The 22,803-nt window shown below is 65.9% G+C and carries 16 protein-coding genes and 1 pseudogene; 11 read left to right on the top strand and 6 right to left on the bottom strand.

The features are described from left to right. Window positions 1-17: 17 nt before the first annotated feature. Window positions 18-800: an enoyl-CoA hydratase-related protein gene (locus tag ASD22_RS06330; protein WP_056080352.1), complete on the bottom strand. Its 783-nt coding sequence runs from the start codon at window positions 798-800 to the stop codon at window positions 18-20. A gap of 141 nt (window positions 801-941) precedes the next feature. Between ASD22_RS06330 and ASD22_RS06325 the strand changes: the two genes are divergently transcribed. From ASD22_RS06325 to ASD22_RS06300, 5 genes and pseudogenes are all read left to right on the top strand, one after another. Beyond that, entirely contained in the window at window positions 942-1,697 is a 756-nt protein-coding gene (locus tag ASD22_RS06325; protein ID WP_235577558.1) for an FKBP-type peptidyl-prolyl cis-trans isomerase, read from the top strand. Window positions 1,698-1,734: 37 nt separating this feature from the next. Further along, window positions 1,735-2,522, top strand: a pseudogene (locus ASD22_RS06315) (DUF1289 domain-containing protein). Further along, the gene (locus ASD22_RS06310; RefSeq protein ID WP_056080344.1) at window positions 2,519-3,367 is read left to right on the top strand and encodes a sulfurtransferase; all 849 of its coding nucleotides are present in this window, start codon (window positions 2,519-2,521) and stop codon (window positions 3,365-3,367) included. The pseudogene ASD22_RS06315 and the gene ASD22_RS06310 overlap by 4 nt, the downstream one beginning before the upstream one ends. 358 nt (window positions 3,368-3,725) lie before the next feature. After that, complete coding sequence (locus ASD22_RS06305; protein ID WP_056081053.1) at window positions 3,726-6,707, top strand: TonB-dependent receptor; 2,982 nt, start codon at window positions 3,726-3,728, stop codon at window positions 6,705-6,707. 271 nt (window positions 6,708-6,978) lie between these two features. Beyond that, the gene (locus ASD22_RS06300) at window positions 6,979-8,631 is read left to right on the top strand and encodes a DUF5597 domain-containing protein (protein WP_200946323.1); all 1,653 of its coding nucleotides are present in this window, start codon (window positions 6,979-6,981) and stop codon (window positions 8,629-8,631) included. A 153-nt stretch (window positions 8,632-8,784) separates the two neighbouring features. On the opposite strand, the gene ASD22_RS06295 is transcribed toward ASD22_RS06300, so the two are convergent. From ASD22_RS06295 to uvrA, 4 genes are all read right to left on the bottom strand, one after another. Next, window positions 8,785-9,540: an enoyl-CoA hydratase/isomerase family protein gene (locus ASD22_RS06295; RefSeq protein ID WP_056080338.1), complete on the bottom strand. Its 756-nt coding sequence runs from the start codon at window positions 9,538-9,540 to the stop codon at window positions 8,785-8,787. Between the two features lie 11 nt (window positions 9,541-9,551). Further along, on the bottom strand, window positions 9,552-11,006 hold the full coding sequence (locus tag ASD22_RS06290) for a DUF4139 domain-containing protein (protein WP_056080335.1): 1,455 nt from the start codon (window positions 11,004-11,006) through the stop codon (window positions 9,552-9,554). Between the two features lie 101 nt (window positions 11,007-11,107). Next, entirely contained in the window at window positions 11,108-11,557 is a 450-nt protein-coding gene (locus ASD22_RS06285) for a thioesterase family protein (RefSeq protein ID WP_056080332.1), read from the bottom strand. Next, window positions 11,554-14,505, bottom strand: a complete 2,952-nt coding sequence (uvrA, locus tag ASD22_RS06280) for an excinuclease ABC subunit UvrA (protein WP_056080329.1) — start codon at window positions 14,503-14,505, stop codon at window positions 11,554-11,556. Before uvrA ends, ASD22_RS06285 begins: the two co-directional genes overlap by 4 nt. A gap of 193 nt (window positions 14,506-14,698) precedes the next feature. Between uvrA and rplU the strand changes: the two genes are divergently transcribed. The 3 genes from rplU to cgtA all read left to right on the top strand — a co-directional run bounded on the left by rplU (window position 14,699) and on the right by cgtA (window position 16,540). Beyond that, window positions 14,699-15,013 carry a 50S ribosomal protein L21 gene (gene rplU / locus ASD22_RS06275; protein WP_056080326.1) on the top strand — a complete coding sequence of 105 codons (315 nt, stop codon included), beginning with the start codon at window positions 14,699-14,701 and terminating at the stop codon, window positions 15,011-15,013. A 19-nt stretch (window positions 15,014-15,032) separates the two neighbouring features. Further along, the gene (gene rpmA, locus ASD22_RS06270; protein WP_056080323.1) at window positions 15,033-15,290 is read left to right on the top strand and encodes a 50S ribosomal protein L27; all 258 of its coding nucleotides are present in this window, start codon (window positions 15,033-15,035) and stop codon (window positions 15,288-15,290) included. 170 nt (window positions 15,291-15,460) lie between these two features. Beyond that, on the top strand, window positions 15,461-16,540 hold the full coding sequence (gene cgtA, locus ASD22_RS06265) for an Obg family GTPase CgtA (RefSeq protein ID WP_056080319.1): 1,080 nt from the start codon (window positions 15,461-15,463) through the stop codon (window positions 16,538-16,540). A gap of 154 nt (window positions 16,541-16,694) precedes the next feature. Here the strand turns inward: cgtA and rpsT are convergent, their stop codons facing one another. Next, entirely contained in the window at window positions 16,695-16,958 is a 264-nt protein-coding gene (rpsT, locus tag ASD22_RS06260) for a 30S ribosomal protein S20 (RefSeq protein ID WP_007081762.1), read from the bottom strand. Window positions 16,959-17,207: 249 nt separating this feature from the next. Here rpsT and murJ point away from each other — a divergent pair, with 249 nt between their 5' ends. The 3 genes from murJ (at window position 17,208) to ileS (ending at window position 22,790) form a co-directional block, all read left to right on the top strand. Then, window positions 17,208-18,818, top strand: coding sequence for a murein biosynthesis integral membrane protein MurJ (murJ, locus tag ASD22_RS06255; RefSeq protein WP_056080316.1), 1,611 nt, complete (start codon window positions 17,208-17,210; stop codon window positions 18,816-18,818). Between the two features lie 61 nt (window positions 18,819-18,879). Next, complete coding sequence (locus tag ASD22_RS06250) at window positions 18,880-19,830, top strand: bifunctional riboflavin kinase/FAD synthetase (RefSeq protein ID WP_235577553.1); 951 nt, start codon at window positions 18,880-18,882, stop codon at window positions 19,828-19,830. Between the two features lie 98 nt (window positions 19,831-19,928). Continuing rightward, window positions 19,929-22,790, top strand: coding sequence for an isoleucine--tRNA ligase (gene ileS / locus ASD22_RS06245; protein WP_056080310.1), 2,862 nt, complete (start codon window positions 19,929-19,931; stop codon window positions 22,788-22,790). Window positions 22,791-22,803: the final 13 nt, after the last annotated feature.

Below are 22,803 nucleotides of genomic sequence, written 5' to 3'. Positions count from 1 at the left end.
CGCTCCCACGGCCCAGGTTAGATGCCGTGGAACACGGCTTTGCGCTTTTCCAGGAAGGCAGTGGTGCCCTCGCGCATGTCGTCGGTGGAAAAGCTCAGCGCGAACGCCTGCGTTTCGAATGCCAGGCCTTGGTCGATCGCGTTCTCGCCGCCTTCGAGCACGGCGTCGAGAATGCGCCGGGCCGCCAGCGGTGCGGCGGCCGCCAGCTGATCGGCGAGGGCGTTCACGGTTTCGTCCAGCGCTTCGGGCGCCACCACGCGCGTCACGATGCCCAGTTCATAAGCGCGCTGCGCGGTGATCGGTGTGCCGGTGAGGCACAGCTCCAGCGTGGCGCCGCGGCCGGCCAGCCGCAGCAATCGCTGGGTGCCGCCGAAGCCGGGGATCAGGCCCAGGTTGATTTCCGGCTGGCCGAACTTCGCCTTCTCGCTGGCAATGCGGAAATGGCAGGCCATCGCCAGCTCCATGCCGCCGCCCAGCGCAAAGCCCTGCACGCGGGCGATGACCGGTTTGCCCAGCCGCTCGATCGACGTCATCAACTGCTGGCCGGCGCGCGAAAACCCCTGCGCCTGGGTTGCCGTGTAGCCATGCATCTCCGCGATATCGGCGCCGGCCACGAAGGCTTTCTCGCCCGCGCCCGCCAGCACCACCACACGTACCGCGTCGTCGTACGCCGCCTGCGTGAAGGCCATGCCGAGTTCGTTGAGCGTCTCCCGGTTCAGCGCGTTGAGCTTGTCGGGGCGATTGACGGTGATCACGTTCACCGCGCCGCGGTTCGTGATTTCCAGATTGCGGTAAGCCATGCCTGACTCCGGCCGATTGCGGGCCTTCGATGGTAGCAGCGGGAACCTTTGTGCCGGCCCGGTTTCTCAGCCATGCGTCCTCAAACCACGCGCCCTGCAGGAAACCCGCGGGGCGCATGACACTGGCAGAATCGGCTTGGCATGAACCTACCGTATCGACAATCGCGCCGGGCTTTTCCCGCGTTGGAGCGAGCCCTGCGCACATGGTGCTGGCTGTCGCTTGGCGCGTTGCTGCTGGCAGGCGCCGCGCAGGCACAGACGCCAGCCGCGCATCCGCCGGGGTTGGACAAGGCCAAGCTGTCGTATGCCATCGGCTACAAGATCGGCAGCCAGTTTGCCGACCGCAAGCCATCACTGGATATCGCCGCGATGCAGCGAGCGATCCAGGATGCCTACGACAAGCGCGACCCCAGCGTGTCGATGCAGGACATGCACCAGCAACTGCAATGGCTCGACCAGCAGATGCACGCCGATGCGGTGGCCACCTTCAAGCGTATGGCGATCGAGAACGCGAAAAAAAGCGCCGCCTACCTGGCGCAAAACCGGAAGCAGCCCGGCGTGGTGCAACTGCCCTCGGGCATCCAGTACGCGGTGCTGAAGAAGGGCAGTGGCAAGGTCCATCCCACGGTAACCAGCCGGGTGGTGGTGAACTACCGCGGCATGCTGGTGGACGGCACCGAATTCGACAGCACCTGGGCGCACGGCGCGCCGGTGAGCTTTATCGTGAACAAGGTGATCCGCGGCTGGCAGGACGTGATACCGCGGATGCGCGTGGGCGATCGCTGGAAAGTGGTGATTCCGTCCGAGCTTGCCTATGGCGAATACGGCCAGTTGCCACGCATCGGGCCGAACGAGGCACTGGTGTTCGAGATCGAGCTGCTCGACATCAAAAGCTGACCGCGCGCCGGCACCGGCGCGGTACCATGGCCGGAGCATGTCGAACGATCGCCCCTCTCCCCCCGCACCGCTGACGCCCTGCATCCAGATCTGCCGCCTCGATGCGCGCGGGTATTGCATCGGTTGCCGCCGCACAGGCGAGGAAATCGGCCGCTGGAGCGCACTGGATGATGCCGAACGGTGGCGGCTCATGCGCGACGTGTTGCCGTTGCGCATCCTGGCCAAACAGCCATGATCGACGACCTGACCGACGCGCTGCGACCCTTGTCGGCGCCGCCGATCGAGCGGGCCTGGAACCATGCGGACATGGCCGAACTGCTGGGCGACGCACCACGCCAGCCGGCCGCCGTATTGATCGGCCTGCGCGAGGGCGTGCAGCCGCGCATGGTGCTCACCGTACGCACCGATCACCTGCATGCGCATGCAGGCCAGGTGGCGTTCCCCGGCGGACGCAGTGAGGCGGATGATGGCGACGCCATCACCACCGCGCTGCGCGAGAGCGAGGAGGAGATCGGGCTGGAGCGGCGGCTGGTAACGCCGCTGGGTTTCCTCGACCGTTTTGAGACCATCAGCGGCTTCTGCATCACGCCGGTGGTGGCGCGGATCGCGACCGAGGCGCAACTGTACCCGGCGCCCGACGAAGTGGCCGAGGTGTTCGAGGTGCCGCTGGCGTTTTTCATGGAGCCGGCCAACCTGCGCCGCTACACCATGGAATTTCGCGGACACCAGCGGCCGATGGTGGAATTCGTGCACGGCGGCCACCGCATCTGGGGCGCCACCGCGGCGATACTTCTCAACTTGCTGCAGAGGATGGGACGCGCATGACCTTGCTCACCACACTCATCGATCCCGCCACGCTGTCGGCCATGGCGCCGGGCGAGGTGTTGATCGTCGACTGCAACTTCGACCTGGCCGACCCCGGCAAGGGCGAGCGCGAATTCCGGCTGGGCCATATTCCCGGCGCGGTCTACGCCAACCTCGACCACGACCTGTCCGATCTTTCGCGCCAGCACGAAGGGCTGGGCCGTCATCCGCTGCCGCTGGAAACAGCCTTCAGCGCCGTGCTGTCGCGCTGGGGCTGGCGCACCGGCACGCCGGTAGTGAGCTACGACGCCGGTAGCGGTGCGCTGACGGCGGCGCGGCTGTGGTGGTTGTTGCGGCTGGCCGGGGTGCGCGATGTGGCCGTGCTCGATGGTGGCTTTGCCGCCTGGAAAAAGGCCGGTTTGCCGGTGGAAGAAGGCGAACCCGCGGCGCGTGCCGCCACCGAGGTGGCACTGCATTACGACGAAACCCAGGTACTCACCGACCACGCCGCGCTGGGCCAAGGTTCGGGGCAATTGCTGGATGCCCGCGCCGCGCCACGCTACCGCGGCGACGTGGAGCCACTGGACCGCGTCGGCGGCCATGTGCCTGGTGCCTTGAACCGGCCGTTCCCCGACAACCTTGCCGACGACGGCCGCTTCAAGCCGGCGGCGCAATTGCGTGCGGAGTTCTCCGCGGTGCTGGGCGACACCAAGCCCGCCGATGTGGTGCACATGTGCGGCTCCGGCGTCACCGCGTGCCACAACCTGCTGGCGATGGAGCATGCGGGCCTGCACGGCTCACGGTTGTATGCGCCGTCGTGGAGCGGCTGGATCAGCGATGCCTCGCGACCCGTGGCGAAAGGGTGAATCGTTGGCAAGCGTTCGCCGACTGCTTGTGCAGGCGGCTTTGAGGCCGCAGCGACCGTATCCGGCTTTCGACTGTCTGGCGCCAAACGCCGTCGCCAATGGCCCGCATGTCAGCGCCAAACGCCAGCAATGGATACAAGAAACATAACGCGCCCTGGCAATTTTCATAATTGCCAGCCCGCAAGATCACGCCCCAGTATCAATGAGCCCAGGCGTCGGGGGACGCGTAATCCAGGTAGATGAATCGGCAAGGAGCGTCGCGTCAGTCATGCCGCGCCGTCACCGCCGGTCAAGGTACGCCATCGCGATTGAACATCGCGAGGCATCCCATCACTTGGTGAAACGTGGAGACGCCATGATCGAGAATATCTACCTGAAGGCGGCGCTGGCGCAGGCATTGGGGCTGGCGCTGCTGGGCACGGCCAGCGGCGCCATCGCCGCCACCGCGTCCGCGGCGGCCCGGCAGGAAGTGCCAGCTTCGCAGGTCGCCCCGTCGCCGGGCGCTAAGAACGGCGAACCGGTCAAAACGCAGGACGACAAGTCGCAGGCCACCAACCTGGGCACGGTGACGGTCACCTCGGGTTATCTGCACAGCCTGCAGTTCGCGACCGATGCCAAGCGCGATGCCACCAACATCACCGATACGGTCTTTGCCGAGGACATCGGCAAATTCCCCGACAACAACATCGCGGAGTCGTTGAACCGCATCCCTGGCGTGCAGTTGTCGCGCGGTGTCGGCGGGCAGGGCATGCAGGTTTCCATTCGCGGCCTGGGGCCAAGCTTCACGCGGGTCACGCTCGATGGTGGCAGCGTTGCCACGGCGTACACCGATCGCAACCAGCAGAATCAGGACCGCGAAATCAACCTGAATCTGTTCCCCACCGAGTTCTTCAGCCAGTTGGCCGTCAGCAAGACGCCCGTGGCGAGCATGCTTGAGGGCGGCATCTCCGGAAACGTCGACCTGCGCCTGGTGCGGCCATTCGACAACCCGGGGACCCATCTCACGTACAACGTGAAAGAGGGCTGGAACAGTCAGGGCGGGCTGTACAGCCCCAGCGCGAGCCTGATCGGTAGCTGGACCAACGCCGACAACACGTTCGGCGTGGTTGCCGGTGTCGCCACCAAGCATGAGAGGGCGCTGGAGACAGGTTACGAAACCATCGGCTGGACGACCCCTGGCCTCACCTACGACCAATGCGGCCTTACCCCGCCGGCCGGCACGGCGGCGAATACGCAGGTGAGCGGGACGACCGGATGCAACTCGTATGGCGGCGGCAATTGGCGCATTCCCGACATCGTGCCGATCACGGCCGGTGCCGGGCTGGTCGCCGGTCAGCCCATCGACGACGCGTTCCTGTTGCAGAACAATCCCGGGTTGACCATCGAGCAGATCAGCAACTCGCTGATCCCGCGCCTGAGCCGACCGCTCCATCTGACCGATGTCCGCGACCGCAAGGCCGCCGTCATGTCGCTGGAATACCGGCCTGACGTCAACATGCACTTCTACCTGGATACGTTGTTCACGAAACAGAAGCGCGATACCGACAGCACCGACATGAACCTGATCGGCCGCAATGGCACCATGATCCCGCTCAACGAGGAGGTCGACGGCAATGGCGTGGTCACCTCGGCCACGTTCACCAACGCGCAGTACTTTCTCGAAGCCAGCCTGCGCCACCAGACGACCAAGTTCTGGTCGGCCAATCCGGGCGCGGACATTTATTTCGGCGACGACGCCGACATCAAACTCCACGTCCAGGCGCACGTGAATCGCAGCTGGATGTACGAGGAAGTACCCAGCATCCTGTTCAATTCGCCGTTCACCACCGTCCAGTACAGCAACGACAGTGGCTCGCACCCGACCCTGAGCACGGACGTCGACCTCAACGACCCCGCCAGCGGATGGAGCTGGAACCGCGTCAACATCCAGGCCGAGCGTCGTGTCACCACGACCAAGGGCGTGGGGTCCTATCTGCAATTTGGCGAGGACGACAACAACCTCAAGGCCGGTTTCTCCTTCGATCAGCAAGGCCGCCAGATCACGGGCTACGACAACAGCAAGGCCTGGTCGCAGGTCATCTGCCAGGGCACGGCCACGGGCGTGTGCGATGGCGGCCCGGGTTCGGCGGTGCCGCAGTCCGACATCGCGTCCTATCTGAGGCCAGGCCCGGCGGGGTTCATTGCCGTGGATTACGCCGGCATTTATGCGGCCTCCAATTACCGCAACCTGCTCGAGAGCGCGCCCGTTGCCGGGTCGGTATTCACCGGGGCGACGACCGGCGGCTTCCGTGAAAAGAGCTGGGCGTACTACATCGAGGCCAACGCCACCACCGAGGTACTTGGCCGTCCCCTGCGCCTGAATGCCGGCCTGCGTTACGTCACCACCGACCAGAACATCAGTGGGCCGGTCACCAATGGCAGCACCACCGAAGTGCGCTCGTTCGATTCGGACCTGTCCAATACCCTGCCGTCGTTCAACCTTGCCTGGAGCGTGCGGGACAACGTGGTGCTGCGGCTGGCCGGGTCGCGCTCGATGACCCGACCCAACCCCAGTTACATGTTGCCGAACACCAACTTCAGCGATCCCTCCGCGCAGAATGCCAGCCAGGGCAATCCGGACCTGCAGCCATACACGTCGGACAACCTCGACCTGGCTGGCGAGTGGTATACCGGCGGCGCCGGGTATGTCGCCGTGGATTTGTTCAACAAGGAGATCACCGGCTTCACGGTCAACGGCATCCGCACGATCCCGTTCGGCGAGCTGGGCGTTTCTTACGACAGCCTGCAGCCTTATCAACAGGCGGCGATCCAGCAGCGTGGCGGCCCTGATGTGGCGACCGTGCTGGTACAAAGCCAGGTCAACGCAGACGGCAAGCTGAAGATCCGCGGTGAGGAAATCGACTGGGTGCAACCACTCGACTGGATGGTGGATGGCCTCGGTTTCACGGCCAATTACACCCACATCCGGCAAACGTCGTCGGGCTCGGGTGTGTCGGCGGTTGCCGTGGGCGTCGCGCCGAACTTGTGGAATGGGACGGTGTACTGGGAAAAGGGGCCGGTATCGGCGCGCGTTTCCTACAACTGGACCGACAACCAGATCTCCTCCGGCGCCAATCAGAACGGTATTTCGTTTGCACGCATCAAGACCGATGCGCGGGGCGAGTTCGACCTGTCGGCCAGCTACACGTTCGAGCATCTGCCCACGTCGCCGCAGATCACGCTGGATGCCACCAACCTGACCGACGAACCGCTGCGTTCGACGTTCCAGTATTCCAACGCGGCCTACAGCATCTACAACCCGGGCCGTACGATCACCTTGGGCGTTCGCGGCACGTTCTGACCTGGATGGGGCGATGATCCCCGGGAGAAAACTCCACGCTCAAGGCCGGCAGACGGCCGTGAACGTGGAGCGCTTCGCTGACTTCCGCTCCGTGCGCGCCTGGGTACATGCATCCGCGCGATGGGGCACGCTGCGTGATCGCATCGACTTCGCGGCTTCGCAGCATGAACATGCGCAAGACGGTCGTGGCTGAAAAGCTGGAAAGGGGGATTGAATGCACAGCACGGTGAGAAGAGTGGTTGCGCGAAAAAGCCGGTGGCGCATGAGCGGCATGATTGCCGTTGTCCTCATCTTGTTGCCGGGCCTGGTGCTTTCGGCGCAGGCTAGGGATGTGCCGGGCATGCCGCACCTGGCGCAGCGTCACGGTGCCACGCAACTCATCGTGGACGGCCAGCCATTCCTGATGCGCGCGGGGGAGCTTGAGAACTCCTCCGCATCGAGCCTGCCTTACCTGGAAACGTTGTGGCCCAAATTCGAGGCCATGCATTTCAACTCGCTCATCGCTCCCGTTTACTGGAACCTGATCGAGCCGCAGCAGGGGCAGTTCGATTTCAGTACCGTGGATGGACTCATCGAGGGCGCGCGCGCTCACGACATGCGCCTCGTCCTGCTGTGGTTCGGCAGCTGGAAAAACAGCATGTCGAGCTACGTCCCTGCGTGGGTCAAACGCGATTCCCGTCGCTATCCACGCGCCCGGCGCTCCGACGGCAGGCCGATGGAAATACTGTCGGCGCTGGACCAGCCCAACCTGCAGGCAGACAGCGCCGCGTTCGTGGCGTTGATGAAACACCTGAAGCAGATCGACGGCGAGCGGCACACCGTGGTGATGGTGCAGGTGGAAAACGAGGTCGGCATGATCCCGGAAGCGCGTGACCACGGCCCGCTGGCCGATGCCGCTTTCCATGCGCCGGTGCCGACGGCGCTGACCGACTATCTGTCGAAGCACAAGGAAAGCCTGGCGCCGGCACTCAAGGCGGCGTGGCGCGCGCACGGGTTCAAGACCGGGGCCAACTGGGAAGGCACGTTCGGTGCCGGCGAGCAGACCGACGAGTTGTTCACGGCGTGGACGGAAGGCCGTTACACGGGGGAGGTCGCGGCGGCGGGCAAGGCGGTTTACCCGCTGCCCCTGTACGTCAATGCGGCACTGATCCGGCCCGGCAAGCATCCCGGTGAATACCCCAGCGGCGGCCCGCTGCCGCATCTTTTCGACGTGTGGCGCGCGGCGGCCCCGGCGGTGGACTTTCTGGCGCCGGATATCTATTTCCCGAATTTCACCGAGTGGGCGGAAAAGTACGCGCTCCCCGGCAAGCCCTTCCTGATCCCCGAAACCGGCCGCGTCTCGGGTGCGCAGATGGGCGCCAATGGCCTGTACGCGTATGCGCATTTGAACGCGATGGGCTATTCACCCTATGCGCCTGAATTCCTGTCGCCCGATGACGCGAAGGCGCTGGGGCAGGCGTATGACGTGGTCGAGCAGTTGACGCCGCTGATCCTCGCCCATCAGGGCAGCGGAAAAATGGTCGGCATGCTGCCGCGCACCCAGTTCGACGGCAGCGTCGACCTGAGCCCGCAGACTTTCGTTTTCGGCGACTACAAGGTGACGGCGAGCTACCGCAAGCCGGGTTCCGCATCGATCGGCGCGAAGATCGACGCCGACACGTCGACCACGCATGGCGGCCTGATCATCCAGACCGGTCCGAACGATTTCTGGTTCGCCGGCACCGGCATCACGGTTTATTTCGAGCCGCCCGGCAAAGGGCGATCCGCCGTGGGCATCGAGTCGATCCGGGAAGGGCGTTTCATCAACGGGCAGTGGGTGCCGGGTCGCGAAATGAATGGCGACGACACCAACCAGGGCCGCCACCTGAGCTTGCCGGATGACGAATTCTCGATTCGTCGGGTGACGCTCTATCACTACGACTAGGCAGCATCCGGAATACGTCATCCCGGCGAAAGCCGGGATCCAGCGACTCGGATCTTTGCGGCCGGCGGTGGTGCCTGTGAAGAATACAGGCCGGTGCGAGAGAGCGATGCAGTTTCTTCCCCCGCGAGCGGGGGAAGCGAAAGCGGGTGCTGCTCAGCCCTTGTTCTTCAACCGCGCGACTAACTCTTGCAAGGTAGCCTGCGCTTCGGGGCGGAAATACGCATCGAGGAAATCGTCCAGCGGCAGCGTGTCCGGGTCGACCGCGGCGACCAGATCCGCGCGTGCCAGCGCGCGCGTGGCCAGCATCGCCTGCGAAGGCAGCGCCAGCAATTCGCCCAGCCAGTGCAACGCGCGGGTGGTGACCTGTTCGGCCACGGTCAGCTCGTCCACGAAGCCGCAGGCCAGCGCCGCGTCCGATTCGATCATCGCGCCGGATACCAGCAGGCGCTCGGCGCGATACGTGCCCACCACGCGGCGCAGTGCGTGCTGGATGCTGTCCGGCACGATCAGGCCCACCTGCACCTCGTTGAGGCCGATGCGGTACGGCCCCTGCGCCATCACCCGGTAATCGCAGAACAACGCCAGCACCGCGCCACCGGCGGGGCTGTGGCCGGTGATGGCGGCCACGATCGGGATCGGCAGCCGCGCCAGCGTCGAGCACAGCGCGAAGAATTCCTGCCAGAACCGCCGCACGCCATCACGGTCCAGCGCCAGCAGGGCGGGAATATCCACGCCCGCCGAAAACAGCCCTTGCGCGCCGGACAGCACCAGGCCGCGCTGGCCGTTTGCCGGTGCCTGTTCGAAAGCTTCGCGCAGGGCCACCAGCAAGGCGGTATCCAGCGCGTTGACCGGCGGCCGGTTCAGCCGGATCTCGGTGATGTCGTGCTCGTGCGGGAAAATGTCGAACATGGTTGATGTCCTCAAGGCGTCTGTTCGGCGGTCCACTGGTAGCGCACGGCGTAATCCAGCGTGGCCTTGCCACCCGCCGGTACATTGACGCGGAATTCCAGCGCGTCGGGCGTCTGCTTGCTGGGCTTGCTCGACGAGGACGCCAGCGTCCACTGCTGCCAGCGGTTGGGATGCTCGCGCACGGTGACCACGCGCGTGCTGTTGCCGGCATTGGTCAGCGTGATGCGGTACGCCTCGTCCATCGTGCGGCCGGCCTTGTCGACGTGGAACGCGGTGCGTTCGCGCTGGGCGCGCAGGTCGAATGCGGTGCCCAGCGTGATCGTGGCATCGCCGCCCTTGGGCGTGTCGTCGATGCGGCCTTCGCCGATGAATTGCGGCGTGCCGTTGCGGTCGGCGCTGAGCACGCGCAGATAACCGGCGGGCAGGCTGTCGAACGCTTTCACACGCAGCGTGCTGATGATGGAGTCGTTGCTTCCCGTATTGAAATTGGCGTCCAGCATCGGCTGTGGCGGCTGGTAGCTGTTGCCGTTTTCCAGCAGCGCGGTGCGTTCGCAATCCAGCGTGCGAGTGGCGTACAGCAGTACCTGGCTGACGCTGCCGTCGGGCAGGTCGACCGGCGCGGGCAGGGCGTAGCTGCGGTAATCGGCGAGCGTGGATTGCGCGGGCATGTCGGCGCTTTCGGCCTTGGCGTAACCACGCGCCATGGCCATCATCGGCCGCGGTGCGGAGGCCTTGGCGAAGTGCGGCTCGCCGGCGATCAGGGTGAGTTGCGTATCGTGCCAGTCGCGGCCGCTGCGGTTGGCGATGCTGGCGCGCGACTCGAACTGCATGCGGCAGGCGCTGCCCGGCTGCAGTGTGCCGACATACGCGGCGCGCCAGCCCAGTCCGGCGGTGGGATAGCTGAGCACGGCGTTGGCGGTGCCCGCGCGTTGCGCATCGACGCGCAGGCTGAGGCTGGAGCCGGTGGGGAAGTTGGCGCCGGTGGTACGCACCGCCGCGTAGTTGCGTACCAGCGTGGTGACGCCGTTGTCGCCGTGCACCAACAACCCGTCACCGGCGCGCAGCAGGTTGCCGCTTGCCAGCCGTTGGCCGTTGTCACCGAGCACTTCCACTCCGTGGCCGACCAGGCCGGTCAACGCCGCGTTCTGGCCCTGGCCCAGCAGCAGGCGCTGCGAAATGACCTTGGCGTTACCGGAGGGGAAACCCAGCGCCATTGCCTCGGGATCGATATGGTTCGGCAGGTCGCCGATCACCACGTCATGGCTGCCGGCGGCCAGCGTCAACGAGCGCTGTTCGCGCACCACGGCGTAGCCGTCGTCGACCGAGCCGTCGCCACTGCTGGCGTACAGCGCGCTGCTGTCGCTGCGATACAGGGTCAGCTCGGTATCGTCGGCGGCGTGGGCGGTGGCGACTGCGCCCAGGGTGGTCAGGCAGGCGAGGGCGAGAAGGGTGTGGCGTGGCGTCATCGGTGTGCTCCATCGAGGCATCGACGGACATCATAACGATGCTGTGTGAACACCGTGCGCTTGCGTATGTGAGCAGCGTCGCGACTTGGGTGGTTGCGTTATTACGCGGCGTCTGCCGGCGGTGCGGGATGCTGCGCGGCCTGGCGCACGGATGGCGGCAACGGCACCGGTTTTCCGGTGGACGGATCGATCCACACCATCACCACGCGGCCGTCGCAATACAGCGTTTGCGGATCGCTGGCATCGACCATGCGATGGGCGATGGTGATCGAGCTGTTGCCTACGCGCTCGCACAGCAACTGCACCTGCAGTTGCGCCGGCCATGCGATCGGCCGGCGGTAATTGAGTTCGCTGGCCGCGAGCACGGGCGTGGTGGACGACTCGAACGCGCCGCCCATCGACTGCATCCATTGCAACCGCGCCTCTTCCAGATAGGTGAGGTAGGTGGAATTGTTGACGTGGTTGAACGCATCCAGGTCGCGCCAGCGCACCGCGATGGATGCCACGAACAGGGGCGCGCCGGCCAGCGGTGCTGAGGCGTGCCCGCTCACGATGTCTTTTTCTTCCGCGGCATCGGCTTGTATTTGTCGGCCGAGGCGATGTGCTTGGCGGCCGACTTGACCCGCTTGGTGGCGGCCGGCTTCACCGCCTTGGCGATCTTCAGGTGCGGTGCCAGGAAATGCCCGGTATGCGAACCGGCCGTGGCCGCCACGGTTTCCGGCGTGCCGGTCACCAGGATGCGACCACCGCCGGCGCCACCTTCGGGGCCCAGATCCACGATCCAGTCGGCGGTCTTGATCACGTCCAGGTTGTGCTCGATCACCACCACCGTATTGCCCTGGTCGACCAGTTGGTGCAGCACGTCCAGCAATTGTTCGATGTCGTGGAAATGCAGGCCGGTGGTGGGCTCGTCGAGGATGTACAGGGTGTGCCCGGTATCGCGCTTGGACAGCTCCTTGGACAGCTTCACGCGCTGCGCCTCGCCACCGGAAAGCGTGGTGGCGCTCTGGCCCAGCTTGATGTAGTCCAGCCCCACGGCGCGCAGGGTGTCGAGTTTGCGCGCCACGGTGGGCACGTTCTCGAACAGCTTCAGTGCGTCCTCCACCGTCATGTCCAGCACGTCGGCGATGGTGTGGCCCTTGTAGAGGATTTCCAGCGTCTCGCGGTTGTAGCGCTTGCCGTGGCAGGCGTCGCAGGGCACGTAGACGTCGGGCAGGAAATGCATCTCCACCTTGATCAGGCCGTCGCCCTCGCAGGCCTCGCAGCGACCACCGCGCACATTGAAGCTGAAGCGCCCCGGCGTATAGCCGCGTGCACGCGCCTCGGGTACCTGCGCAAACATCTCGCGCAGCGGGGTGAACAGGCCGGTGTAGGTCGCCGGGTTGGAGCGCGGTGTGCGGCCGATCGGTGACTGGTTGATGTCCACCACCTTGTCGAACAGCTCCATGCCCTCGACCGAGCGGTGCGGCGCCGGCTGCGTGCTGGCGCCGTTCAACTCGGCCGCGGCCAACCGGAACAGCGTGTCGTTGACGAGGGTGGATTTGCCCGAGCCGGAGACGCCGGTGACGCAGGTGAACAACCCGGCCGGAATCGCCAGGTCAACATCCTTGAGGTTGTTGCCGGTGGCGCCCTTGAGTTGCAGCCATGCTTCGCTGTCGGCGGGCTGGCGGCGTTTTTCGGGTACTTCGATGCTGCGGGCGCCGGACAGGAACTGGCCGGTGACCGAGCGCGGCGAATCGAGCATGTCCTGCACCGTGCCTTGCGCCACGATCTCGCCGCCGTGCACGCCCGCGCCGGGGCCGATGTCCAGCACGTGGTCGGCCATGCGGATGGCGTCCTCGTCGTGCTCCACCACGATCACCGTATTGCCCAGGTCGCGCAGCCGGGTCAGCGTGCCCAGCAGGCGCTCGTTGTCGCGCTGGTGCAGGCCGATCGAGGGCTCGTCCAGCACGTACATCACGCCGACCAGGCCTGCGCCGATCTGCGAGGCCAGCCGGATGCGCTGCGCCTCGCCGCCGGAAAGCGAATCGGCCTGGCGGTCCAGGGTGAGGTAGTTCAGGCCCACGTCGTTGAGGAAGCTCAGCCGCTCGCGGATTTCCTTGATGATCTTCACCGCGATCTCGCCGCGCCAGCCGGGCAGGGCCAGCTTGTCGAAGAACGCCAGCGCGTCGTCGATCGATCGGCGGGTGAGCGCGGGCAGCGCCTGTTCGGCCACGAACACGTTGCGGGCGGAACGATTCAGCCGCTGGCCGTCGCATTCGGGGCAGGGCTGGTCGCTGATGAAGCGCACCAGTTCCTCACGCACCGCCGCCGATTCGGTTTCCTTGTAGCGCCGCTCCATGTTCGGCACGATTCCTTCGAACGCATGCTCGCGGGTGACCTTGCCGCCGCGCTCGGTGAGGTAGCGGAACGCGATGCGCTGCTTGCCGCTGCCGAACAGGATGGCCTTCTGGACGTCCTTCGGCAGCTCCTGCCATGGCGTATCCACGTCGAAGCCATAGTGCGCGGCCAACGACAGGATCAGCTGGAAATAATGCGCATTGCGCCGGTCCCAGCCGCGCACCGCGCCGCTGGCCAGCGGCCGCTCCGGATGGCTGACCACGCGTGCCGGATCGAACACCTGGGTAATGCCCAGGCCGTCGCAGGTCGGGCAGGCGCCGGCCGGCGCGTTGAACGAGAACAGGCGCGGTTCCAGCTCGGGCAGCGAGTAATCGCACACCGGGCAGGAGAAGCGCGAGGAGAGCAGTTGCTCGGCCGGAACCTCGCCGCTGGCATCCGCCTTGGCGTCCATGTCCACCAGGATCACCAGCCCCTCGCCCAGCCGCAGCGCGGTCTCGAACGATTCGGCCAGGCGCTGCTTGATGTCCTCGCGCGGACGGAAACGGTCGATCACCACTTCGATGGTGTGCTTCTGGCGCAGCATCAGCGGCGGCACGGCGTCCAGGTCGTAGACCGCGCCATCCACGCGGGCGCGTACGAAACCCTGGGCGCGCAGCTGCTCGAACACCTGCACGTGCTCGCCCTTGCGCTCGCGCACCACCGGCGCCAGCAGCATGTAGCGCTTCTCCGGATCCAGTGCCAGCGTGGCGTCCACCATCTGGGTCACCGTCTGCGCCGCCAGCGCGATGCCGTGGTCGGGGCAGCGCGGCGTACCCACGCGGGCGTACAGCAGGCGCAGGTAATCGTAGATTTCGGTGATCGTGCCCACGGTCGAGCGCGGGTTGTGCGAGGTGGATTTCTGCTCGATCGAGATCGCCGGCGACAGACCCTCGATGTGGTCGACGTCGGGCTTCTCCATCATCGACAGGAACTGCCGCGCGTATGCGGACAACGATTCCACATAGCGGCGCTGGCCTTCGGCGTAGATGGTGTCGAACGCCAGCGAGGATTTGCCGGAGCCGGACAGTCCGGTGATCACGATCAACTTGTCGCGGGGCAGATCCAGGTCAATGTTCTTGAGGTTGTGCGTGCGGGCGCCGCGAATGCTGATGTTGTCCATGACGGCTGAATATGGGGGAGCCGATTACTATACCAAGGCGTTCAGATGGTCTTTTTTTGTGGGCTGCGGCGGGATCGTCCGGCCTGTGGTCAGTAATTGACCAGCGCGGCGGCGGGTCGCTATAATCCGCAGTTCGCCAGACCTGAAGGGGTCATGGCGATACCCAAGAGAATAACGACAGAAGGGCATTCCCATGAGTTACGCAGTCATCAAGACTGGCGGCAAGCAGTACCGCGTTCAGCAGGGCGATGTCCTGCGCGTGGAGCTGTTGACCGCCGAAGAAGGCGCCACCGTGAGCTTCGACCAGGTGTTGATGGTCGGTTCCGGCGAGTCGGTCACCGTCGGTGCGCCGGTCGTGGAAGGCGCCACCGTCAGCGCCACCGTCCGCAAGCACGGCCGCGCCGACAAGATCCGCATCATCAAATTCCGCCGCCGCAAGCACTACAAGCGGCAGCAGGGTCACCGTCAGCACTTCACCGAAATCGAGATCACGGGCATCAACGCCTGAGCAACTGGAGCATTGAGTCATGGCACATAAAAAAGGCGTAGGTTCCAGCCGCAACGGTCGCGATTCGAACCCGAAATACCTGGGCGTGAAGATCTACGGCGGCCAGGCCATCGAAGCCGGCAACATCATCGTGCGTCAGCGCGGCACCCAGTTCCACCCGGGTGTGGGCGTCGGCTTGGGCCGCGACCACACGCTGTTCGCGCTGGTCGATGGCACCGTGCAGTTCAAGGTCCGCGGCGACAAAAACCGCCGTTTCGTCGACGTCGTGCAGGCGTAAGCCTCCCGCGACGCGGTAGCGAAGGCCCCGCTTCGGCGGGGTTTTTCGTTTGTAGCGAGGCGTTGGGAACAGGGAATGGCAGAAGCGGGCTCGCCGCTAATCCCGTACCCTCTCCGGATCGCCGGCTTTTCCTATTCCCCATTCCCTATTCCCCATTCCCGGCCTTCCCAATGAAATTCGTCGACGAAGCAAACATCACGGTCCAGGCGGGCAATGGCGGCAATGGCTGCATCAGTTTCCGCCGCGAGAAATTCATCCCGTTCGGCGGGCCCGATGGCGGTGACGGTGGCTATGGCGGCTCGGTGTGGCTGGTGGCGGATGAAGGTCTGAACACGCTGGTCGATTTTCGCCATCAGCGCAGCTTCAAGGCCAAGCGCGGCGAGAACGGCATGGGCAGCCAGATGTACGGCAAGGGCGGGGAAGACACGGTCATCCGCGTGCCGGTCGGCACCATGGTCACCAATGTCGACACCGACGAGGTGATCGGTGACCTGACCAGCCACGGTCAGCGCATGCTGGTGGCGCAGGGCGGCAAGGGCGGCCTGGGCAATATCCACTTCAAGAGTTCGGTGAACCGGGCGCCGCGCAAGGCCACGCCGGGCACGCCGGGCGACGCGCGCGAACTGAAGCTGGAGCTGCGCCTGCTGGCGGACGTGGGCCTGCTGGGCTTTCCCAATGCGGGCAAATCCACCTTCATTCGGGCCGTGTCGGCGGCCACGCCGCGGGTGGCGGATTACCCGTTCACCACGCTGCATCCGAATCTGGGCGTGGTCAGCCTGGGTACCGACCAGAGTTTCGTGATCGCCGACATTCCCGGCCTGATCGAGGGCGCCGCCGATGGTGCGGGGCTGGGCATCCAGTTTCTGCGCCATGTGGCGCGGACGTCGCTGCTGCTGCACCTGGTCGACATCGCACCCATCGACGACACCGACGTGGTGGCGCAGGTGCGCGCGATCGAGAATGAGCTGGCCAAGTTCAATCCCGAGTTGCTGGAGCGCCCGCGCTGGCTGGTGCTGAACAAGGCCGACATGCTGGCGCCGGACGAACGCGACGCCGTGGCCGCGGATATCGTGCAGCGGCTGGGCTGGACGCAGCCGTGGTTCCTGGTGTCGGCGGCGACGCGCGAGAACACGTTGGCGGTGTGCCAGCAGGTGCAGCAGTTCTTCGACGCGCAGCGCGAGGAGCACCAGGGCCGCACCGACATGCTGGCCGGCGACGTGCGGCTGCGCGGGGAAGAGCCGCAGGGCTGAGGTCCCATCGCAAACGTGAAAAGCCGGCGCGCGCCGGCTCCGCTTCAGGCCATGAATAAAACTGGCCCATGAATAAAGCCGGCTTGCGCCGGCTTTATCGTTTCAATGGCGGGGGATTTCCCCGCCATTGCCAACCCGGATCGCGGTGGCTGGCTTACGCCAGTTCGCGGATCTTCGCGTTGAGGCGGCTCTTGTGACGGGCGGCCTTGTTCTTGTGGATCAGGCCGCGCGCGGCGTAACGATCCATCACCGGCTGGGCGACGGTGAAGGCGGCAACGGCGGCTGCCTTGTCCTTGGCCTCGATGGCCTTGACGACCTTTTTCAGGGCGGTGCGGACCATGGAACGTGCGCTGATGTTGCGCAGGCGGCGCTGTTCGGACTGGCGCGCGCGCTTCTTCGCGGACTTGATGTTGGCCAAGGTAGAACTCCGGAATGCAGTGTTGGGGTTGGAAAAAGACGCCAATTATGCGGGTGATTCGGCCGTGCGTCAATTGAATGCAGGCCATGGCCGGGTCATCGTCGAGCCCCGGCCATGGCCTTGCCGCCAGGATGCCCGGATTCTGCCCGCGCCGGGCTGTCAACTTGGCGCCGGCCGCTGTCAAACTACGCGCCGCGCCCGGCTGGCCCGGGCGCCTCCCTCCGCTCAGCACAAGGCGATATCAGGCGCATGAAGTCTCCCAGCATGTTCCGCGGGCTGCTCTCATTCAGCAGCATGACGATGATCTCGCGGGTGCTCGGGCTGGTGCGCGACATGTCGATCAACGCGGCCTTCGGCGCCAACGGGGCCACCGACGCGTTCTGGGTGGCGTTCCGCATCCCCAATTTCATGCGCCGGCTGTTTGCCGAGGGTTCGTTCTCCACCGCCTTCGTGCCGGTGTTCACCGAGGTGAAGGAGAAGGGTACGCATGCGGAGCTGAAGAACCTGATGTCGCGGGTGTCGGGCACGCTCGGCGGCGTGTTGCTGCTGATCACGGCGCTGGGCATTTTCTTCGCGCCGCAGGTCACCGTGCTGTTTTCGCCCGGCGCGATCGACGAGCCGCGCAAATTCGAGTTGACCGTCGATCTGCTGCGGCTGACGTTTCCGTTCCTGCTGTTCGTGTCGTTGACCGCGCTATCGGGTGGCGCGCTCAACAGTTTCCATCGGTTCGCCTTGCCGGCGCTGACGCCGGTGATCCTCAACCTGTGCATGATCGGCGGCGCGCTGTGGCTGTCGCGGCGGCTGGATACGCCGATCATGGCGATGGGCTGGGCGATCCTGGCCGCCGGCATCCTGCAGTTGTTGTTCCAGTTGCCGGCGTTGCGCGGGCTGGATCTGCTGACCTTGCCGCGCTGGGGCTGGAGCCATCCCGAGGTGCGCAAGATCATGCGGCTGATGGTGCCCACGCTGTTCGGCTCGTCGGTGGCGCAGATCAATCTGCTGTTCGATACCGTGATCGCTTCGCTGCTGATCGCCGGTTCGCAGAGCTGGCTGTCGCAGGCGGATCGGTTCCTGGAACTGCCACTGGGCGTGTTCGGCGTGGCGCTGGGTACGGTGATCCTGCCGTCGCTGTCGCGCCATCACGTCACCACCGACACCGCGGGTTTTTCGCGGGCGCTGGACTGGGGCCTGCGCATCACCTTGCTGATTGCGGTGCCGGCGATGTTCGCGCTGCTGCTGCTGGCTGGGCCGCTGGTGGCCACGCTGTTCCAGCACGGCCACTGGACCGCGCACGACACGCATATGGCGACGTTGTCGATCACTGCGCTGAGCTTCGGCCTGCCGGCGTTCGCGCTGGTGAAGGTGTTGCTGCCGGCGTTCTATTCGCGCCAGGACACCCGGACGCCGGTACGCGCGGCGGTGGCATCGTTGCTGACCAACATGGTGTTGAACGTGGTGTTCCTGCTGCTGCTGTTCGAGTGGTGGGCGCCGCCCGCGCTGAAGCAATTGCCCTTGCTGGATGGCCTGGCCCGGCTGCCCGGCCTGCACATGGCGCTGGGCATGGCCAGTGCGGTGGCGGCTTACGTCAACCTGTGGCTGTTGTGGCATTGGCTGAAGCGCGCCGGCGTGTATCAGCGCCAGCCCGGCTGGGCGCGCCACCTGCTGCGGCTGGCGGTGGCATGTACGGCGATGGTGGCCGTGCTGTTGCTGGGGCGCTGGGTGTGGCCGGACTGGACGGTCGGCGTATCCGTGGTGGACCGCTTGTGGCATCTGGCGCTGCTGGTTTGCGGCGGCGGCCTGACGTATGTCGGCATGCTGTTCGCCACCGGCTTCCGCCTGCGCGATCTGCGCGGCGCGTGATGGCGTCGACGCGGCGCTTGCGCTCAATCGCGGCGGGTGCGCCCGTTATACTGGCGCCATGATGAGACTTTCCAGGGATGTCGCGGGCCCTTGCCTGGCGCCACACGGCAGTGTGGTTGCCGTGGGCGCCTTCGACGGCCTCCATCGCGGGCACCAGACGTTGTTGGCCAAAGTGCGCGAGCGCGCCCGGGCGCTCGGTTGCACGCCGGCGGTGGTGAGTTTCGAGCCGTTGCCGCGCACGTTTTTCTCGCCTGAACCGGTGCCGCGGTTGTCCAGCGTGCGCGAGAAGATCAAGGGCTTTGCCGCCGCGGGCATGGAGCAGGCCCTGTTGCTGCGCTTCAACCGCGCGCTGACCGCGATGCCCGCCGAGGACTTCGTGCGCCGCGTGTTGTGCGACCGGCTGGCCACGCGCGAGGTGTGGGTGGGCGGTGATTTCCGCTTCGGGCACAAGCGCGGCGGCGACGTGCCGCTGCTGGAGCGCATGGGTCGCGAGCTGGGTTTTGACGCATGCACCATGCCGGCGGTGCAACTGCACGGTGCGCGGGTCTCCGCCAGCCGCGTGCGCGCGCTGCTGGCCGCGGGCGAGTTCACCGGCGCCGAGCCGTTGCTTGGCCGTCCATTCGTGATCGACGGCAAGGTGGAATACGGCAACCAGCTGGGCCGCACGCTGGGCTACCCCACCGCCAATATCCACCTGCAGCAGCGGGTCAGCCCGGTGCAGGGCATCTTTGCCGTGCGTGTGGGCCTGGGCGAAGGCGAATGCAGTTGGCCGGGCGTGGCCAGCCTGGGTGTGCGGCCCACGGTGAACGAGGTGAGCCAGCCGCTGCTGGAAGTGCATCTTTTTGATTTTGAGGGCGACCTCTACGGCCAGCGCATGGCGGTGGAGTTTGTCGCCAAGCTGCGCGACGAACAGAAATTCGACGGGCTCGAACCGCTCAAGGCGCAGATGCATCTGGACGCCTGCCGGGCGCGCGAGCTGTTGGGCATGAACCCGCGATTGAGTGCCCCGTGAAACCTCGCCACGGATTCCCGCACGCCGCGTAATCCATTAACGTTGAACCCTTTGCCCGCCCAAGGCGGGCGGCAACCGCTAGCCATGGCAACCCCGCAATGACCCACGATTACAAGAGCACCATCAACCTGCCGCAGACGGCGTTCCCGATGCGCGGCGACCTGCCCAAGCGCGAGCCGGGCTGGCTGGCGGAGTGGGAACAGGTCGATCGCTATGCGCAGATCCAGCAGCTAACCGCCAACCGCGACAAGGTGTTCGTGTTGCACGACGGCCCGCCGTACGCCAACGGTGCGATCCACATTGGCCACGCCGTCAACAAGATCCTGAAGGACATCACGGTCAAGTCGAAGCTGCTCTCCGGCCATCGCGCGCCGTACGTGCCCGGCTGGGATTGCCACGGCCTGCCGATCGAGATCGCGGTGGAGAAGAAATTCGGCAAGCCCGGGGTGAAGCTCGACGCCGCCGCGTTCCGGCAGAAATGCCGCGAATACGCTGCCGAACAGGTCGACACCCAGCGCGCCGATTTCAAGCGCCTGGGCGTGCTGGGTGACTGGTCGCACCCGTACCGCACGATGGAATTCAGTTACGAGGCCGACATGCTGCGCGCGCTGGCGCGCATCGTCTCCAACGGGCATGTGCTGCGCGGCGCCAAACCGGTGTATTGGTGCTTCGACTGCGCCTCGGCGCTGGCCGAGGCGGAAATCGAATACGGCGACAAGGTCTCGCCCGCCGTCGACGTGGCCTACGACGCCGTCGACGCCAAGGCGCTGGCGGCGCCATTCGGCGTGGACGCGGGTGACGCCATCGTGGCCATCCCGATCTGGACCACCACGCCCTGGACGCTGCCGGAAAGCCAGGCGGTGTCGCTGGGTGCGGAGCTGGAATACGCATTGATTGAAGGGCCGCAGCGCGGTGGCAAGCGCGTGCTGCTGGTGGTCGCGTCCGCGCTGGTTGAAAAGGTGACGCAGCGTTACGGGCTGGAGCAGGCGATCGTGTTGGGCCACACCGAGGGCAAGGCGCTCGAAGGCCAAAAACTCCACCATCCCTTCTACCCGCGCGAAGTCCCCGTGATCCTCGGCGATCACGTCAGCGCCGAAGACGGTACCGGCGCCGTGCACACCTCGCCCGATCACGGCGTCGAGGATTTCGTGGTGGCCCGCGAATACGGCATCGAGTTGCTCAACTACATCGAGCCGCGCGGCACCTACCGTGCCGATACGCCGGCCGCCGATGGCCTCGAGCTGGGCGGCATGCACATCTGGAAGGCCAACGACGCCCTCGTCGACCTGCTGCGCCAACGCGGCGTGCTGCTGGCGTTCGCGAAAATCGAGCACAGCTACCCGAACTGCTGGCGCCACAAGACGCCGGTGATCTATCGCACCACGCCGCAGTGGTTCATCTCGATGGAGCAGGCGAAGCTGCGCGAGACCGCGCTCACCGCGATCAAGTCCGTGCGCTGGGTGCCGGGCTGGGGTGAGGAGCGCATCGCCGGCATGGTCGCCGGCCGCCCGGACTGGTGCATCTCGCGCCAGCGTACCTGGGGCGTGCCGATCGCGCTGTTCGTGCACAAGGCCACGCAGGAACCGCATCCCGATTCGGTGGCCTTGCTGGAGCAGGTGGCGAAGAAAGTCGAGCAGGGCGGCGTCGATGCCTGGTTCACGCTGGACCCGGCCGAACTGCTGGGCGACGACGCGGCCAACTACGAGAAAGTCACCGACGTGCTGGACGTGTGGTTCGATTCCGGCGTCACCCACTTCGCCGTGATCGGCCAGCGCCCGGAACTGCAGCAGGGCACCGCCTCGCATTACAAGGTGATGTACCTGGAAGGCTCCGACCAGCACCGCGGCTGGTTCCAGTCGTCCCTGCTGACCTCGTCGGCGATCTTCGGCCGCGCGCCGTACCAGGATGTGCTGACCCACGGTTTCGCGGTGGACGCCAACGGCCGCAAGATGTCCAAGTCGCTGGGCAACGTGGTGGCGCCGCAGAAGGTGATGGACACGCTGGGCGCCGACGTATTGCGACTGTGGGTGGCCTCGGCCGATTACCGCAACGAGATGACCGTTTCGGACGAGATCCTGAAGCGCGTCTCCGACACCTACCGCCGCATCCGCAACACCGCCAAATTCCTGCTCGGCAACCTCGACGGTTTCGACCCGGCGAAACACCTGCTGCCGGTGGAAGACAGCCTGCTGCTCGACCAGTGGGCCGTGCAGCAGGCATACGACGTGCAACAGGCGGTGCTGGCGGCGTATGAGCGTTACGACTTCCCCGAAGTGGTGGCGCGCATCCAGAACTTCTGCACCAACGAGCTCGGTGCGCTGTACCTGGACATCACCAAGGACCGGCTCTACACCATGCCGACCGACAGCCGCGGCCGGCGCAGCGCGCAGAGCGCGATGTACCGCATCGCCGAGGCGCTGGTGCGTTGGCTGGCGCCAGTGCTGGCGTTCACTGCCGAGGAAATCTGGCAGCAGTTGCCCGGTGAACGCGGCGACAGCGTGCTGTTCGAAACCTGGTACGACGGCCTGGTCGCCACCCAGGATTCGCCCGCGCAGCGCCGCTATTGGGCCGAGCTGCTGGCGATCCGCGATACCGCCTCGCGCGTGCTGGAAGGCATGCGCAAGGCCGAGCGCATTGGCGCCGCGCTGGAGGCGAAGCTGGTGATCCATGCGGACGACGCCACGCAGGCGCGCCTGGCCGACACCGCCGACGAACTGCGCTTCTTCTTCATCGTTTCCGACCTGCACGTGGCGCCGTTGCTGCCGCGGCCGGAGGATGCCGTGAAGGTCGATCTGGAAGGCGCCGAGGCCTGGGTCTCGGCCAGCGTCAGCGACGCCGCCAAGTGCGTGCGCTGCTGGCATCGCCGCGATGACGTCGGCAGCCATGCGGAGCATCCGGAGTTGTGCGGGCGCTGTGTCAGCAACGTCGAAGGGCCGGGGGAGGATCGGCGCTGGTTCTGATCCCGGGGCACCC

The sequence above is a fragment of the Rhodanobacter sp. Root480 genome (assembly GCF_001426645.1).
In the GTDB taxonomy this organism is placed as follows: domain Bacteria; phylum Pseudomonadota; class Gammaproteobacteria; order Xanthomonadales; family Rhodanobacteraceae; genus Rhodanobacter; species Rhodanobacter ginsenosidimutans.
This window is presented reverse-complemented; position numbering and strand designations above follow the sequence as displayed.